This window comes from Streptomyces sp. NPDC058877 (assembly GCF_042742855.1).
Classification (GTDB): domain Bacteria; phylum Actinomycetota; class Actinomycetes; order Streptomycetales; family Streptomycetaceae; genus Streptomyces.
On the sequence record NZ_JBHYMF010000164.1, the window covers coordinates 1 to 15752 of the forward strand.

General features: G+C 69.9%; 16 protein-coding genes and 1 pseudogene. 9 read left to right on the top strand and 8 right to left on the bottom strand.

The features are described 5' to 3' along the window. Positions 1–36: 36 nt before the first annotated feature. Together ACFW2Y_RS28145 and ACFW2Y_RS28150 are read right to left on the bottom strand one after the other, a co-directional pair. A complete protein-coding gene (locus ACFW2Y_RS28145) occupies positions 37–1035 on the bottom strand; it encodes an anion permease (protein WP_384884807.1) in 999 nt (332 codons plus the stop codon). A gap of 6 nt (positions 1036–1041) precedes the next feature. Further along, a complete protein-coding gene (locus ACFW2Y_RS28150; RefSeq protein ID WP_384884809.1) occupies positions 1042–1662 on the bottom strand; it encodes a DUF47 domain-containing protein in 621 nt (206 codons plus the stop codon). 192 nt (positions 1663–1854) lie between these two features. On the opposite strand from ACFW2Y_RS28150, the gene ACFW2Y_RS28155 reads away from it, so the two are divergent. After that, positions 1855–2208 carry a metal-sensitive transcriptional regulator gene (locus ACFW2Y_RS28155; protein WP_384884811.1) on the top strand — a complete coding sequence of 118 codons (354 nt, stop codon included), beginning with the start codon at positions 1855–1857 and terminating at the stop codon, positions 2206–2208. Positions 2209–2378: 170 nt separating this feature from the next. Here ACFW2Y_RS28155 and ACFW2Y_RS28160 read toward each other — a convergent pair whose 3' ends face one another. Continuing rightward, a complete protein-coding gene (locus ACFW2Y_RS28160) occupies positions 2379–2570 on the bottom strand; it encodes a hypothetical protein (RefSeq protein WP_384884813.1) in 192 nt (63 codons plus the stop codon). 118 nt (positions 2571–2688) lie between these two features. Further along, positions 2689–3531 carry a hypothetical protein gene (locus ACFW2Y_RS28165; RefSeq protein WP_384884815.1) on the bottom strand — a complete coding sequence of 281 codons (843 nt, stop codon included), beginning with the start codon at positions 3529–3531 and terminating at the stop codon, positions 2689–2691. Between the two features lie 95 nt (positions 3532–3626). Here ACFW2Y_RS28165 and ACFW2Y_RS28170 point away from each other — a divergent pair, with 95 nt between their 5' ends. Beyond that, on the top strand, positions 3627–3818 hold the full coding sequence (locus ACFW2Y_RS28170) for a hypothetical protein (RefSeq protein ID WP_384884817.1): 192 nt from the start codon (positions 3627–3629) through the stop codon (positions 3816–3818). Positions 3819–3824: 6 nt separating this feature from the next. On the opposite strand, the gene ACFW2Y_RS28175 is transcribed toward ACFW2Y_RS28170, so the two are convergent. The 3 genes from ACFW2Y_RS28175 to ACFW2Y_RS28185 form a co-directional block, all read right to left on the bottom strand. After that, positions 3825–4547, bottom strand: a complete 723-nt coding sequence (locus tag ACFW2Y_RS28175; protein WP_384884819.1) for a phosphatase PAP2 family protein — start codon at positions 4545–4547, stop codon at positions 3825–3827. A 264-nt stretch (positions 4548–4811) separates the two neighbouring features. Further along, positions 4812–5810 carry an NlpC/P60 family protein gene (locus ACFW2Y_RS28180; protein ID WP_384884834.1) on the bottom strand — a complete coding sequence of 333 codons (999 nt, stop codon included), beginning with the start codon at positions 5808–5810 and terminating at the stop codon, positions 4812–4814. Positions 5811–5882: 72 nt separating this feature from the next. Continuing rightward, on the bottom strand, positions 5883–6380 hold the full coding sequence (locus ACFW2Y_RS28185) for a hypothetical protein (protein ID WP_384884821.1): 498 nt from the start codon (positions 6378–6380) through the stop codon (positions 5883–5885). Positions 6381–6745: 365 nt separating this feature from the next. Here ACFW2Y_RS28185 and ACFW2Y_RS28190 point away from each other — a divergent pair, with 365 nt between their 5' ends. The 6 genes from ACFW2Y_RS28190 to ACFW2Y_RS28215 all read left to right on the top strand — a co-directional run bounded on the left by ACFW2Y_RS28190 (position 6746) and on the right by ACFW2Y_RS28215 (position 13827). After that, positions 6746–7054 (top strand): hypothetical protein, encoded by a 309-nt coding sequence (locus ACFW2Y_RS28190; protein ID WP_024757447.1) that lies wholly within the window; start codon positions 6746–6748, stop codon positions 7052–7054. A gap of 98 nt (positions 7055–7152) precedes the next feature. Then, a complete protein-coding gene (locus tag ACFW2Y_RS28195; protein WP_384884823.1) occupies positions 7153–7989 on the top strand; it encodes a hypothetical protein in 837 nt (278 codons plus the stop codon). Beyond that, a complete protein-coding gene (locus tag ACFW2Y_RS28200) occupies positions 7979–9307 on the top strand; it encodes a hypothetical protein (RefSeq protein ID WP_384884825.1) in 1329 nt (442 codons plus the stop codon). Before ACFW2Y_RS28195 ends, ACFW2Y_RS28200 begins: the two co-directional genes overlap by 11 nt. Next, entirely contained in the window at positions 9304–10857 is a 1554-nt protein-coding gene (locus ACFW2Y_RS28205; RefSeq protein ID WP_384884827.1) for an SCO6880 family protein, read from the top strand. The genes ACFW2Y_RS28200 and ACFW2Y_RS28205 overlap by 4 nt, the downstream gene beginning before the upstream one ends. A 20-nt stretch (positions 10858–10877) precedes the next feature. Further along, complete coding sequence (locus ACFW2Y_RS28210; protein ID WP_384884829.1) at positions 10878–12272, top strand: ATP-binding protein; 1395 nt, start codon at positions 10878–10880, stop codon at positions 12270–12272. Between the two features lie 4 nt (positions 12273–12276). After that, entirely contained in the window at positions 12277–13827 is a 1551-nt protein-coding gene (locus ACFW2Y_RS28215; protein WP_384884831.1) for a type VI secretion protein, read from the top strand. Positions 13828–13925: 98 nt separating this feature from the next. On the opposite strand, the gene ACFW2Y_RS28220 is transcribed toward ACFW2Y_RS28215, so the two are convergent. Then, the gene (locus ACFW2Y_RS28220; protein ID WP_384884832.1) at positions 13926–14492 is read right to left on the bottom strand and encodes a GNAT family N-acetyltransferase; all 567 of its coding nucleotides are present in this window, start codon (positions 14490–14492) and stop codon (positions 13926–13928) included. A gap of 196 nt (positions 14493–14688) precedes the next feature. Here ACFW2Y_RS28220 and ACFW2Y_RS28225 point away from each other — a divergent pair. Next, positions 14689–15350 (top strand): annotated as a pseudogene (locus tag ACFW2Y_RS28225) (transposase family protein); the annotation flags it as partial. Positions 15351–15752 lie beyond the last annotated feature (402 nt).

Sequence of the window (15752 nt, forward strand, 5' to 3'; positions counted from 1 at the left end):
GGGCGGCCTCCGCACCCGGGCCCCTTCCCCGGGCGGCTATCCGAAGAACAGCCGCACCACGTAGTAGCTCGCCGCGGCCACCAGGGCCGCCGCCGGCATGGTGATGAACCAGCCCATGACGATGTTCTTCGCAACGCCCCAGCGCACCGCGTTGACCCGCTTGGTCGCGCCCACACCCATGATCGCGGAGGTGATGACGTGGGTCGTCGAGATCGGCGCGTGGAAGAGGAACGCCGAACCGAACATGATCGACGCGCCCGTGGTCTCCGCGGCGAAGCCCTGCGGCGGATCCAGCTCGATGATCTTGCGGCCGAGCGTCCGCATGATCCGCCAGCCACCCGCATAGGTGCCGAGCGAGAGCATCACGGCACAGACGATCTTCACCCACACCGGGATGCCGTCGCCCGCCTGCTGCACATCGGCGATGACCAGGGCCATCACCACGATGCCCATCGTCTTCTGGGCGTCCTGCAGACCGTGGCCGAGGGCCATGCCGGCCGCCGACACCGTCTGCGCGATCCGGAAGCCGCGCTTCGCCTTGTGCGGGTTCGCCTTGCGGAAGATCCACATGATCACGCACATGACCAGGTAACCGACGAGGAGACCCACCACCGGCGAGACGAACATCGGGATGACGATCTTGTCGAACACGCCTCCCCAGATCACCTCGGTGCCACCGGCGAGCGCCGCGCCCACCATGCCGCCGAACAGGGCGTGCGAGGAGGAGGACGGCAGCCCGAAGTACCAGGTGACCAGGTTCCAGACGATCGCGCCGATGAGTGCGGCGAAGAGGATCCCCATCCCCTTGTCGCCGGTCGGGGTCTCGATGAGCCCCTCGCTGACGGTCTTGGCCACGCTGTCGCCGAGGAAGGCGCCCGCGAGGTTCATGACCGCCGCCATGGCGAGCGCCGCCCGGGGGGTCAGCGCCCGGGTCGACACCGAGGTGGCGATCGCATTGGCGGAATCGTGGAAGCCGTTCGTATAGGTGAAGCCGAGCGCGACACCAATGGTCACGATCAGAGCAAAGGTGTCCACGAAGCCTCAGGACTCCTTGACCGCAATGGTCTCCACCGTGTTGGCCACGTGCTCGAAGGCATCGGCCGCCTCTTCCAGCACGTCCACGATCTGCTTGAGCTTCAGCACCTCGATGGCGTCGTACTTGCCGTTGAAGAGGTGGGCGAGCAGCTTGCGGTGGATCTGGTCCGCCTGGTTCTCAAGGCGGTTGACCTCGATCCAGTACTCGGTGAGGTTGTCCATCGTCCGCAGGTTCGGCATGGCCTCGGCGGTGAGGTCCGCCGCCCGGGCCAGGACCTCGATCTGCTGCTCGACACCCTTGGGGAGCTCTTCGATGTTGTAGAGGACGACCAGGTCGACGGCCTCCTCCATGAAGTCCATGATGTCGTCGAGGGAGGAAGCGAGGGAGTAGATGTCCTCGCGGTCGAACGGCGTGATGAAGGAGGAGTTCAGCTGGTGGAAGATCGCATGGGTGGCGTCGTCACCGGCGTGCTCCGCTGCCCGCATCCGCTCCGCGATCTCGGCCCGAGCGGAAGGCTCCGCTCCGAGCAATTCCATCAGGAGCTTGGAGCCCGTGACGATGTTGTCCGCGGATGCGGCAAACATGTCGTAGAAGCTCGTCTCCCTGGGGGTCAGACGAAATCGCACGTGAGGTCCTCGGGGTGCTTGGTTCGGTCAGGCTGATGCTAGGCGCATCATCCGGCCACGGCTAACCGGCGTCCTCTCAGTGTCGCCCATCAGGCACAGTGAACTGCACGTACCCCCGCCCGGATCGGCGGGGATCGGTACCATATACCCACGAGGGGTATACACCCCCTTATCGGACAACGGGAGGACGCGATGACGACCACCGAGGCGGACCAGGTCACCCCCGAGGCCGTCGACGCCGTCGAGCCGGCCGACCACGGGCACGGCGTGCACGGCTACCACAAGCAGAAGGACGAGCACCTGAAGCGACTGCGCCGGATCGAGGGCCAGATCCGCGGCCTTCAGCGGATGGTCGACGAGGACGTCTACTGCATCGACATACTCACGCAGGTGTCCGCTTCGACGAAGGCGCTCCAGTCCTTCGCGCTCCAGCTGCTGGAGGAGCACCTGCGGCACTGCGTCGCGGACGCGGCATCGAGCGGCGAGGGCATCGACGCCAAGGTCGAGGAGGCCACGAAGGCCATCGCCCGGATGATGCGCACCTGAGTCCACGGGGCACGGCAGGCGGACCGGCAGGCCCCGCCCGCCCGCCCCGTCGAGCCGGGTCGGCGGGGCGGAGCGTCGACCGGACGGGACTCCGTGGACCGGAGGCACGGGACCGGACCGGCAGTCGTGGCGCCCGACCCGCCGGAACGAACCGTGCGCCGGCCCCAAGGTCAGCGGCCCCCCGAGGCCACGGCCCGCTCGGCCGCCACCCGCAGGACCTCGTCGATCCGGTCGGAGCTGAGCCGCTCCCCCTCCGCGGCCGAAGCCGCGATGATCAGTTCGCCGCAGAGCTCGATCTCGGCCAGGGCGACGCAGTCCGGGTCTGCGGGCACGGTTGCTGTACCGGGCGGGGCCACGCGCATCCACCTCTTCCTGCCGGCGTCGGTCTCCCAACGGTCTCCCAGCGTAGGGACGGCGACACATACCGCGCATGACACGTCCGGACCATTTGCCGATGGTCCGGTCCGCCACCGGGCCAGGTCAGGCCTTGATCCTTCCCGCGTAGATGTCCCGCCGGTCCGGCAGCTCGACCACGACGGGCACCCCGAACCCGTACAACAGGGTGGTCGAAGCGACCGCGACCGTCTGGCCCTGGTTGCTGAAGCTGAACTGGTGCCGCACCTTCCGCAGCCGCCCCTCCCCGTCGAGGTAGGCGTCGAAGGGCACCGTGTCCTTGGCGAACCCCTTCGCCGCTGCCGTGAGCGGCCCCCGCAGCTGGGGCGAGGCGGCCCGCGCCGCATGTGCGATGTCGGCGACGCCCCGGTAGTGGCTGACTTTCACCCCTGCGAGCTCGACCTCGCCGACGTACGCCACCTTCTGCACCCCCCGCAACAGCTCGGCCGCAGCAGCCGGATCGGTGGCGCCGCCGGTGACGAGGTTCCCGTCGTCGAGGGTGGTGGTGTCGACCCGGACCCATTTGTCGGCGGGCACCCCGGCACCCCGGTTCTTCATGTAAAGGGCGCCCGGGGTGAGGAGTTCGGTGATCGGCCGGTGCTCGCTCGTACCGGCCGGGTCCTTCGGCAGCACCACTTGGAGCCGGCCGGTACGGAGCCGGAAGTCGTAGCCGCCCTCGCCCCGGATGGTGACCCGGGTCCCGCCCGAGGCCATCTCCATGGAGGTGCTCGCCTTGGACGTGCCGGCCTTCGTCAACACGTCGGCGGCGCTCCGCACGGCAAGCGTCGGATCGCCCGCGGGCTTCGGCTCCGCCGGCGAGCCGCATCCGGAGACGGCCGCTGCCCCGACGAGGGTTCCGACCAGGGCCGCGGTGACGGCGAACGCCCCGCCACCTCGACCGCGCGCAGATCCGTGAAGCTGCACCACCATCGCCTGTCAACCCCCAATGCCGCGCCGCCGCTTCACCGGAACCGGCCCTTCCCGGGGACCCTCGGGTCCGGGCACGCCCGATCCTGATAACGACGGTGCCCGCGCGCCGTCACGCGCAGTACGGTGGTGGGGTGCACGCGCAGGCCAGCCCTCACACCACGACCACCACGGAGCGCGGCGCATTCGCGCTGGCACGTTGCAGCTGCGGCTGGACGGGACCCGCCCGCAGATCCAGGGACAGGGCCCGGACGGACGCGGCGGAACACCTCCGCACGAACGATGCCTGAGCAGCCCTAAGCAGCGAGGCCGTTCTGCTCGGTACCGGCGGCCGGGCCACCGATCCGGGATTCGGGAATCCCGACGGCCTCCGGGCCGCCCACCCCGTCGGCCCGACGGGAACGGACGAGACGACCACCGCGGTCCGAGCGGGCGACAGCGGCGACGAGCGGGGTGAGCAGCGCGAGGGCGAGCGGGGCGAGGAGCAGTGCCACCGCCGTACCGAGGGCGAGCCCACCGATCACATCGGTCGGGTAGTGCACGCCCATGTAGACCCGGGCGAAGCCTTCGGCGAGGGCGAGGCCGATGGCCGCGAGGCCGAACCTGCGGTGGGCGACGAAGACGCCGACGCCGAGCGCCATCGCCAGCGTGGCGTGGTCGCTGACGAAGGAGAAGTCGGTCTTCCCGTCGACGAGGACGTCCAGGCCCTGATGGTCCACGAACGGCCGCGGGCGCTCGACGAAGCCGCGGATGGGAATGTTGACGAGCAGGGCGATGCCGGCGGCCAGCGGAGCCCAGACGAGTCCGGCGACGGCGGACACGGAGTCATCGGGGGTGCCCCGCCGGCGGATGCTCCACCAGCACCAGAGCACCAGGAGGACCATCGCGAGGACGATGCCGTACTCGCCGACGAACTCCATGACGCGGTCGAGCCACGGCGGAGCCGCCTTCGCCAACCCGTTGATGTCATAGAGCAGGCTGACATCGGGGTTCGACCCGTCCGATGCGAGTCCAGCCATCTGCTGCGGCCCCTTGCTCTCGTGTCTGGTTTCCAACCCCCGTGGTCAGAGCGGTCGGATCAGGGAACGAATCGCCTGAGGCGTGCGTTCCGCTCTCTCCGGTCGATCATGACGACGTTATCGAAGAGTCACGGTCCACCGCAGCTCAGGGCCGGCGCATGACGGAGAGTTCCGGCCATGCCCGATACGCCCGCCCCGTGTCCCCGCTAGGTGCGCCCGCACCCGGGCCCGCCCCCGATCCGCCCGACGGCCCGTCTCCCCCCGCTACGCCGGGGGAAGATGGGTGGGGAGCGCCGCCGCCCCCTCCTTGGTGACCCGGGTGGCGCCGAAGTAGTCCGGGGTGTCGATCCGGTCGAAGCGGATCACGGCTCCGGTGCGCGGCGCATCGATCATGTATCCACCGCCGACGTAGATGCCGACGTGCCGGATGGCCCGGGAATTGGTCAGGTCGTCCGAGAAGAAGACGAGGTCCCCCGGGAGGAGCTCGTCCCGGCTCGGGTGCGGTCCGGCGTTGTACTGGTCGTTGGCGACGCGCGGCAGTCGGACGCCGACGCTGTCGTAAGCGGCCTGGGTGAGCCCCGAACAGTCGAACCGACCGTTCTGTGCCGCCGTGCCCGTACCGCCCCAGAGGTACGGGGTGCCCAGTTTCCCCTGCGCGTAGTGGATGGCGCCGGCGGCCTGCTGCGAGGGCGCGACGCGCCCCACCGGCCGGGCGAAGCTCTTCTCCAGCGACCGGATGATGCGCACGTAGTTCTGGGTCTCGCTGATGGGGGGCACCCCACCGTGCTTGATCACCCGGTACGCACCCGCGTTGTAGGCGGCGAGCATGTTGTTCGCCGGGTCCCCGGGCACGTCCTTCACATAGCCGGCCAGCTCGCAGTCGTACGAGGCCGCCGAGGGGATCGCGTCCTTGGGGTCCCAGATGTCCCGGTCGCCGTCGCCGTCGCCGTCGATGCCGTGCCCGGCCCAGGTGCCGGGGATGAACTGGGCGATGCCACGGGCATCGGCCGGGGAGACGGCCCGCGGGTTCCAGCCGCTCTCCTGGTAGAGCTGGGCGGCGAGCAGGGCCGGGTTGATGGCGGGGCACAGGTTCCCCCACTGCTGTACGAGCCCCTGGTAGAGGGCGGGAACGGCCCCCTTGGCGAGGGCGACCGCGCCGCCCTGGGCACCGCCCGCACCGACGAGCCCGGCCGCTGCGGAGTAGGTGCCGACGACCAGCAGTACGACGAAGCAGAAACAGGCCCCCAGGGCCCCGCCGGCCATCGCCCACGCCTTGCCAGCCCTACGCACCGTCAACCACCCCTCGGCTCATGGCAGTACGCCCGGAAAGCCAGTCTAGGCGGCGACGCGCCCCATGGGGATGCCCCCGGGAACGTTGCGCGCCGCGATGCCCCTTCCGCACCCGGGTCCGCCCGGGTCGGCGCCCCGGCGCACCCCGGTCGCCCAGTCGGCGAGGGCGAGGAGGGCGAGGAAGGACCCGAGGAGCGTCACCTGCGGCAGCAGGGAGAGCACCACCAGCCGGGTCCGGAGGCGCCGCCAGCGACGGCGCCGCGGGAGCGCGAAGGAAGCGACGAGGGCAAGGGGCGTGAGGACGCAGGACGCGTGGTACGCGACGTACATGACGGTCAGTGGACCGGTGACGGCGAACTCGCAGGAATCGGGACCACGGCTGTCCGTGCTCATGGTGGAGAAGCCGAGGACGAGCATCCAGAGGGGATGGGTGGCCACGACGATCCCGGCGCCCACGGCACCCGGCACACCGGCGCTGCCGTCGCGCTCGGGACCGACGTCGGGACCGAAGTAGAGGGCCCGAAGGCGCTGATCCGTCGTCACGGCCCCAGTGGAACGAAACAGCACGAGCCGCCGCGTCCGCACGCCCACTCACCCGTCGCGGCACCGTACTCACGCCCGGACCCGCATCCGGTCCCCATCCGCTCCGACGCGGCCCCAAGAGTGCAACAACGACAATCATTGCCCGGAGTCACCCTCCGTGATACACAGAGTGACCATGCACTTCTTCGCATAGAAACCGTCCACGCCACCGCAGGTCAAGAGGGTCAGATCGGTCAAGTGTGCGGGGATCGGGTAAAGAGAGCCGGCAAGGCGTCACACGCAAGCGGTTCCATCAGGGAAGATAGGACGATGACCCATGCCGTCCGGCAGGGGCGACCAAGTACCCAACAGGGGCGGTGAGTTACATGTACCTGGCGGCCGAAAAGGGCGACATTACCACCATCATCGGCGGAATCGCTCCGAACTGGGGGCCTTTCGGGAGCCTGGGCAACGAAGCCAAGGTGATGATCGAGGTCGTGATGGCCGTGGCCATCCTGCTCTGCCTCGGCATCGCCATCTGGGGAGCGGCCAAACAGCGCATCGGCGCAACCGCACTCCGGGACACGTTCAGCGCGGAACAGGGCAAGGGCCTGATCGTCGCCGGCCTCACCGGCGTCTTCATCATCGGATCGCTGGGGACGCTGTTCACCATCGTCTACGGGATGGCCGTCTGACCCCCCTCGGACCCAACCCTCCTGAGATTGCGTTCCCTGATGCCCAGTCATGTTGAAGCACGGCCGTACCCGCGAGCGAGCAAAGGGGCGTACCCGGCATGAGTCCCGGTGACGAGCACGACAGCTTCGGCGGCGTGGGCGGCTCGGGCCAGACCCGGACCCGCCTGCCCGAGGGCAACAGCGGCGACGTCTACGGAGGCGCCCGCCGCCCCGTCCGCAGCTCCCGCTCCCTCATCACCGTCGTGGGCGTGGTGGTGCTCCTCGTCGCCGCCATCGCCTTCGCCAACCGGGGCAACAGCGGCCCCCCGGACACGGCCGGACCACGCGCCGGCACACCGGGCAAGACGGCCCCCACCGCCGCCACGGGCGTCAGCCCGGTCACCGGCAAGAACGGCACGATCCCCACGGGCTACGCCCACGACGACCAGGGCGCCCAGAGCGCGGCGACGAACTACGCGGTGGCGCTGGGGTCGGTGGACATGTTCCAGGGCGGCCCCCGCGAGGAGATCGTGCGCGCCATCCACGACCCCGCCATCGCAGATGACCTCGTAAGACGGCTGGATGCCTCATACTCGGCCGAATTCCTCACAAGCATCGGGCTCGATGCAAACGGCGCAGCCCCCTCCGGCCTGACCTTCGTTTCGCGCACGGTCCCGGTCGGCACCACGGTCCGGGAATACACGGACACGTCAGCGACGGTAGAAGTCTGGTGCACCGGCCTGGTCGGCCTGGCAGGCACCGGCTCGACCAAGCCCGTCACATCCACCTGGTTCACCATCACGGAGAAGCTCAAGTGGGTCGCGGGTGACTGGCGCATCGCGTCATCCACCCAGAACGAGGGCCCGACCCCGGTGAATGGTGACAACCGCGCTTCCACGGCCGAAGAGATCGCGGGGGCAGTTCAGGAATACGGAGGGTTCACTTATGCCCGCTAGTAGACGTCTGGCGGGTCGCGCGGCAGCCACCGTCACCGTTGCTTTCCTGAGCGCACCGTTCCTGTCCTCCACGAATGCCCAGGCGGCCCCCACTCCGACCCCGTCGTCGCCCACGCCGTCCCCGAGCAGCAGCAACAACCCCTGCGACCTCATCGTGGGGCAGGCACGCGAGTACTGCGAGAGAGGTCAGTCCGGCGGAACCACCCCCGCCGCCGACCCCGCCAGCGCCCTCGACCCCCTGACCTCGCTGGCCCGCGGCTGCGCCGACGCCGCCATCAAGGTCGTCGACGAGCTGTCCAAGGCCGTCAAGGCGACCGCCGACGTCGACTTCACCAACCTCGACTTCCTGGGCCGCTACGCCATCGTCTTCGCCGCCTCCACCTTCCTCACCCTGCTCCTCTGGCTCCTCGCGGTCGCCAAGCGGGCCGTCCGCGGCGTCCCCCTCACCACGGCCCTCTCCGAGGCCATCGGCTTCCTCTGGCTGACGGTCCTCGCCTCCGCCTTCACGCCGCTGATCCTCTACACCGTCGTCAACGCGACCGATGCCGTGACCGAGGTCATCGCCTCCGGCACCGGTCAACAGACCGACATCTTCTTCGGCAGCTTCAAGCAGGCCCTCCAGAAGGGCGACAGCATCGGTGGCGGACCCATCATGCTGATCATCGTGTCGCTGGTGACCGTCCTCGCCGCCGGCGTGCTCTACCTGGAACTGTTCCTCCGCGCCGTCCTGCTGTACGTCGGAGCGCTCCTCGGCGTCGTCGTCTACTCGGGGCTCGTGGACAAGAACATGTGGGGCCACGTCCGCCGTTGGGCCGGCATCATGATCGCGATCATCCTGGTCAAGCCGGTCATCGTGATCGTGCTGGGCCTGGCCGGCGCGCTGTCCTCCGGCACCGGCCCCGACTCCGTGTCCGCCGTCGTGTCCGGCCTCTCGATCATCCTGCTCGCGATCTTCGCCTCGGCGATGATCTACCGCTTCGTCCCGGGCTTCGGCGACGAGATCGTCGCCTCCCGCAACAACCGCCTCCACCGCGCCGGCGAGAACGCAGCCGCCGCCGTCATCTCCTCCCCCGCCTCCCTCGTCTCCCAGGGCATCAAGACGCACAGCGCCCGCGGTGACGGCGGGCAGGCGTCCCAAGGTTCCGGGCCCCGCCCCGCCAACCCCGTGTCCGGCGGCATGGCCGCCCACAGCAGCCGCGGCACGGCAGGCGGCACCGGCGGCGGCACCGGCGGAGCGACGCCCCCGCCCCGTAGCAGCAGCCCCACCGCGGGCACCCCGCACAGCAACCGCAAGAACTCTGGAGGTGGAGGGCGTTGACGACCCAGTCCCAGCCGGTCGCGCCCCGCCGGACGTATCTCGTCGGCCGGGCCCGGCCGAACGCGATCGTCGGCAAGAACCGGGAGAGCGGCGAGATCGCCCTGATCATCGTCGGTGCCTTCCTCGGCATGATGAGCGGACTCCTCGTCCCCCTCCTCCCCCTACGGATCGCGCTCCTCGCGGGCCTGCCCATGCTCGCGATCGCCGCCGTGTACCTCCCGTACAAGCAGCGCACGTTCTACAAGTGGTTCGAGATCAACCGCAGCTACAAGCGGATGCTCAAGCGCGGAACCAGCTACCGCTCTCCGGCCGCCGAGGCCGGCACGCGGCTGAACGGCCGCGAGGTCGAGATCGGCCCGCCGCCGGGCATCGGCCACGTCGGCTGGCTCGCCGCCCCCTTCGGCCCGGACGAGATCGCCGTCCTCCTCCACGCCGACCGCCGCACCGTCACCGCCGCCATCGAGATCGAGGGCCCCGGCGTCGGCCTGCGGGACAGCGAGGACCAGGAGGCCCTCGTCGACCGCTTCGGCACCCTCCTCAAGCACGTCGCCAACGGCGACGGCTTCGTGACCCGCATCCAGATGCTGGCCCGCACCCTTCCCGCCGACCCCGATGCCCACGCCAAGGACGTCGGCCAGCGCGGCGATCCGCAGGCACCCGCATGGCTCCAGGAGTCGTACGACCAGCTCCAGTCGATGGTCTCCACCTCCAGCGAGCAGCACCGCGCCTACCTCGTCGCCTGTATGCACTACACCCGCGAGCTCGCCGCCGAGGCCAATGCCATGGCCCACGCCGCCCGCCACGCCTCGGGCGCCCGCAGGCTCGACCGCGACGCCGGCCTCGCCGTGGTGATGGCCCGCGAACTCACCGACATCTGCGCCCGACTGGCCGAGGCCGACATCCGCGTCCGCCAGCCCCTCGGCCAGTCCCGCCTCGCCTCCCTCGTGCACTCCATGTACGACCCGGACCACCCCATCGACCACATCCAGGCCATGACGAAACGAAACGCTTGGCCTGCCGAACTCGACGCGGTGGAACCCACGTACCTCCAGGCGAAGACCCGCGAGTCCTCCACCCGGGCCCCCTGGTGCCACGCCACCGCATGGGTCAAGGAATGGCCGATGACCCCGGTCGGCGTGAACTTCCTCGCCCCGCTCCTCGTCCACACCCCGGACGTGATCCGCACGGTCGCCGTCACCATGGACCTGGAGCCCACCGAGGTCGCGATCGAGCGCATGCTCACCGAGAAGACCAACGACGAGGCCGACGCCAGTCGCGCCGCCAAGATGAACCGCACGGTCGACCCCCGCGACATCGCCGCCCACGGCCGGCTCGACCAGCGGGGTGAAGATCTCGCCAGCGGTGCGGCAGGAGTGAACCTCGTCGGGTACATCACGGTGTCGTCGCGTTCGCCCGAGGCCCTCGCCCGGGACAAGCGCACGATCAGGGCCTCCGCCGGCAAGTCGTACTTGAAGCTGGAGTGGTGCGACCGCGAGCACCACCGGGCCTTTGTGAACACCCTGCCGTTCGCGACCGGCATCCGCCGCTAGGGCCGAAGGGGCACAGACCCATGCGAGATCCGCTGTCCGTCCTCACCGAAGCCTTCACCTCCTTCCTCTTCGGGAAGGTGGAGACGACCCGCCTGCCCGTCCGCACCTCCACCGGGCAGGCCCAGGCCGTCTACCTACCGACCGCCGCACCCGGCCTCGGCGACTCCGGCGTCATCATCGGCCGTGAGGTCTACAGCGGCAAGGGCTACATCTACGACCCCTTCCAGCTGTACGGGCAGCAGCTGCCCGCCCCGCACTGGCTGGTCCTCGGCGAGTCCGGCAACGGAAAATCGGCCCTGGAGAAGACCTACGTACTCCGTCAGCTCCGCTTCCGCGACCGGCAGGTGGTGGTCCTCGACGCCCAGGGCGAGGACGGGGTCGGCGAATGGAACCTCATCGCCCAGGAATTGGGGATAACTCCCATCCGCCTGGACCCGATGGTCGCCAACGACTCCGGAATCCGCCTCAACCCGCTCGACCCCTCGATCACCACCACGGGACAGCTCGCGCTGCTCCGCACCATCATCGAGGTGGCGATGGGCCACGGCCTCGACGAGCGCTCCGGCTTCGCGCTCAAGGTCGCCCACGCCCACGTCACCGAGCACACCACCGACCGGCAGCCGATCCTCACCGACATCGTCGAACGCCTCCGCCACCCGGAGGCCGAATCGGCGGAGGCGATGAACGTCGACATAGACGACGTGCGGGCCTGGGGCCTGGACGTCGCCCTCGTCCTCGACCGGCTCGTCGACGGCGACCTGCGCGGCATGTTCGACGGCCCGACGACCGTCGGCATCGACCTCGACGCCCCCCTGATCGTCTTCGACCTCTCCCACATCGACCGCAACTCCATCGCCATGCCGATCCTCATGGCTATCGTCGGCGTCTGGCTGGAGCACACCTGGATCCGCCCGGACCGGAAGAAGCGCATCTTCCTCGTTGAGGAAGCCTGGCACATCATCAACAGCCCCTTCGTGGCACAGCTGTTCCAGCGCCTGCTCAAGTTCGGCCGCCGTCTGGGCCTCTCCTTCGTCGCCGTCGTCCACCACCTCTCCGACGTCGTCGACGGCGCAGCGGCCAAGGAGGCCGCGGCGATCCTCAAGATGGCCTCCACCCGGACCATCTACGCCCAGAAGGCCGACGAGGCACGCAACACGGGCCGGGTCCTCGGCCTGCCCCGCTGGGCGGTCGAGATCATTCCGACCCTCACCCCCGGCATCGCCGTCTGGGACGTCAACGGCAACGTACAGGTGGTCAAACACCTGATCACCGAGAAGGAACGCCCGCTCGTCTACACCGACCGCGCCATGACCGAGTCCTCCACCGGGGACCCCGACCTGGAATGGGAGACCGAGCAGCGCGCGATCCTCATCGAGCAGCAGATGAACGGCACTTCGCAGTCGACGGTGGCATAGCCCGATGGACACGGCACGCAAGGGAGGCGGCGGGATCTCCGACGGGCTGCTCCTCAGCCTGTTCGCCCTCCTCCTCGGCCTCACGTTCCTGGTGTGGACGGCGACCGGACTGGCCGGGCTCCTCGCCCACGGAGCCTGGCCGGACGGCGTCGTCTTCACCGGCACGCCCTCGGCCCTGCGGGCCCTCGCGACCGCCCCGGCCGACCTGCCGGCGGCCTGGCCCACCACCCCACCGAACCAGCTCTCGGGGTACGGCCTCTTCTGGGGCCTGCTGATCGGCGAGGCGATGGTCCTCGTGGTCCTCGCGGTCTTCGTCCTCGGCACCGTGGCCCGCTGGCGCGCGGTCCGCGCGAACCGGAAGGCGGGGGCCTACCGGTCGGCCCCCGCACAGAAGGGCACCGCCGGACTCGGCACCACAGACCCGCACGGCAAGGGACCGGCACCGAAGGGCCCGCCGGTACGGGAGGGAACCGAGGCGCCAAAGACACCGATCGAACCGCAGGACGCCGACCTCCGGAGGACCGTCGTACGGGAGGACGCCCTCGCTCCCCCGTCCCCGCGCCGTCCGGCCGGAGAACGGCCTCCCGCGCCGGCCCCCGCGGCGGCGCCCCCGCCCGCCCTGCCCATGACCGCTCCCCGCACCGTCTACGGCCCCCCGGAGATCCGCCGCCCGGCAGCGGTCCAGGCGATCCTGGACGCGGAGGGCCCGGTCCTGGCCATCACCTCCGACCCGGTGATCTGGTCCTCGACGAAGGACGCCCGCGGCAAACTGGGCCCGGTCCTCGTCCACGACCCCGGTCACCTCTGCGACACTCCCGGCCGGCTCCACTGGTCCCCGTCCGAGCAGTGCGAAGACCCGGTCGTGGCGCAGGAGCGCTCGATCGCCCTGCTCGCCCCCGTACGCCCGAGGTCCCGTCTGGACGCGGCCACCGCCGACACCGCCGAAACACTCCTGCGCTGCTGGCTGCACGCCGCTGCCGTGGACGGCCGACCCTTCCGACAGGTGCACCGCTGGGCACAGGGGGCAGGCGCCCACGAGCCCGTACGGATCCTCCGCAGCCATCCGAAGGCCGCCTCGGGCCTTGCGGGCCTCCTGGAGTCGGCGCTCACCGCCCATCCGGAAAGCCGCAGGCTCGCACAGGAACTGACGGCCCGTGCGCTCGCTTCGCTGTCGTCGATCCACATCAGGGAGGCCTGTGTGCCGAATCGAACGGATTCGCTGGCCCTCGCATCTTTCCTCGCCGAAGGGGGCACCCTCTATGTGGTGGGCGAGGCGATCGAGGATCCTCGGACCCACCCCGGTGCGATGCCGATCCTCACGGCCCTCGCCGCAAACGTGGTCGAGCATGGCCGCCGCATGGCCGCACGGTCATCCGACGGTCGGCTCGGCCCACCACTGACCCTCGTCCTGGACGACGTGGCCGCGGTGGCCCCGATCCCCCAGCTCCCCGAGCTGCTGGCCACGGGCGACGCCCAAGGCATGCCGACCCTGGCCCTGATGCGCTCCCGCGAGCAGGCCAGGTCCCGCTGGCCGGAGGACTCACTCAGTCGTTGAGCCCCGGTCGGCACGCACCGCCCCGACCGGGACCGCTCCCCCCGAGGACGCTCGGGCGACCACTGCACCGGCTCGGCCCCTCCGTCGAAACGGACCCCTCAGAGGGACGCGGGCCTCAGCAGCTCGTACTCCAGCTCCTTCGCCGTGTCGTCCCCCGGCACTTCGATCGACTGCCCCGTCGCCACGAACCCGAAGCGGCGGTAGAACGCGGCGGCCCGGTCGTTCTCCTGGTGAACGTAGAGCCGGACCCGGGCGACCGCGGGTTCCGGCACCGACCAGGACCATTCCACTCCCGCTCGGAACAGCGCGTCGATCACACCCGTCCCGCGCGCCTCGGGCCGCACGTAGACCCCCACGATGTGCGTCTGGTCGACCTCTGCCGCCTCCCCCAAGCGCGGCTCGTCCCGTGGCCGCTCCACGAGCAGCGTCACCGTGCCCGTCCAGCTGCCGTCCGGGGCCTCGGCAACGAGCTGCCGCACACTCCCGTCACCGTTCTCGGACGCGGCCTCCGTCCGTTCCTTCCAGAAGTCGTCGGTCCGCTCGACCGCAGCCTCATACGTGTCGAGAAAAGCGAGGTGGGCGATCGGGTCCTGCAGAGCGGCCAGCCGGAGCTCGCGGGCCTTCTCCCACTCGTCGGCGCGGACGGCGCGTATCACTTGGTCCATGTCCTCGATCCTCACCGAGCCGCCCTCCCCTGACAACGCACTTTCCGCTGGACCCGATCCCATCCGGTACGACGCCCCAGACTTCGCATCCCGTGAACGGGACGAGGTTCAGTGAGCCCAGTCCAACGTGGCTGGGGGTCGCTGGTGTTGGCATGGCAGAACGACGAAGCTCCTGGTAGATGGGTTGTCGACCGAGATCAACCTTCGCTGCCGGGAGCTTCACGCGCTCGTCTACCCGTCCGGACTGGCCCTGCCCACTTCCGCACTGCGGCTGCTGCGGCGGGAGCTGACCGCTCGGCGGCGACGGATCGGCACACGCCGGCGTCGACTCACTTGCGGCCGACAGGCGTTGATGACCCCGGCCCACCTGCGCTGTGGTCACGCCTTCGCCCAACTCGCAGCCGGGTTCGGCGTCGGCCTGGCCACCGCCCACCGCTACGTCACCGAGGCCGTGGACGTCCTGGCCGTCCTCGCCCCACCCTCCAGCAGGCCATGGCGATTGCCGCACGCAAGGCGTTCGTGATCCTGGACGGAACCCTGCTGCCCATCGACCACATCGCGGCCGACCGCCCCTTCTACTCCGGCAAGCACCGCAAGCACGGCATGAACCTCCAAGTCCTCACCGACCCGTTCGGGAAGCTCATCTGGGCTTCGCCGGCCCTGGCGGGCGCGGTCCACAACATCAGGGCAGTCCGGTCCCACGGCCTGCTCGACGCCCTCAACACCGGCGGCATCCGGTGCTGGGCCGGCAAGGCGTACCAGGGCTCCGGCCCCGCCTTCCGCGTCCCCTTCCGCGGCCGCTGGAACACGCTCTCCGTCGGGAAGAAGGCCGTCAACCGCGCCCACGCGAAGATCCGCCGTTCCTCCGCATCCTGGTTTTTGACTTCGCGCGGCGGTACGGCTGGGGGCAGGCCCACGCGGAATCTGGCTGCGAGCTCGGCGAAGGTGGGCCAGAGTCGTCAGCGCTTGGCGGCTGCAGGTCAAGCGCCGTCGGGTGCCGATCTGTCGTCGCCGAGCGGCCGGCCCCCGCGGCAGCAGCCGCAGCGCGGAAGTGGACAGATGCAACCCGGATGGGTGGGCAATGACTCAGGGCTCTGGGCGGAAAAGGTTGCGGTTAGCCGACACCCCATCTACCTGGGGCTTCATTTTGGAAGAGGATCAGTGATGGGTTGTGTGGTGTGAACGCAGAAAAGCCCCGCACCAGAAGGTGCGGGGCTTTCCCACAATGATTGTTCGGCGGTGTCCTACTCTCCCACAGGG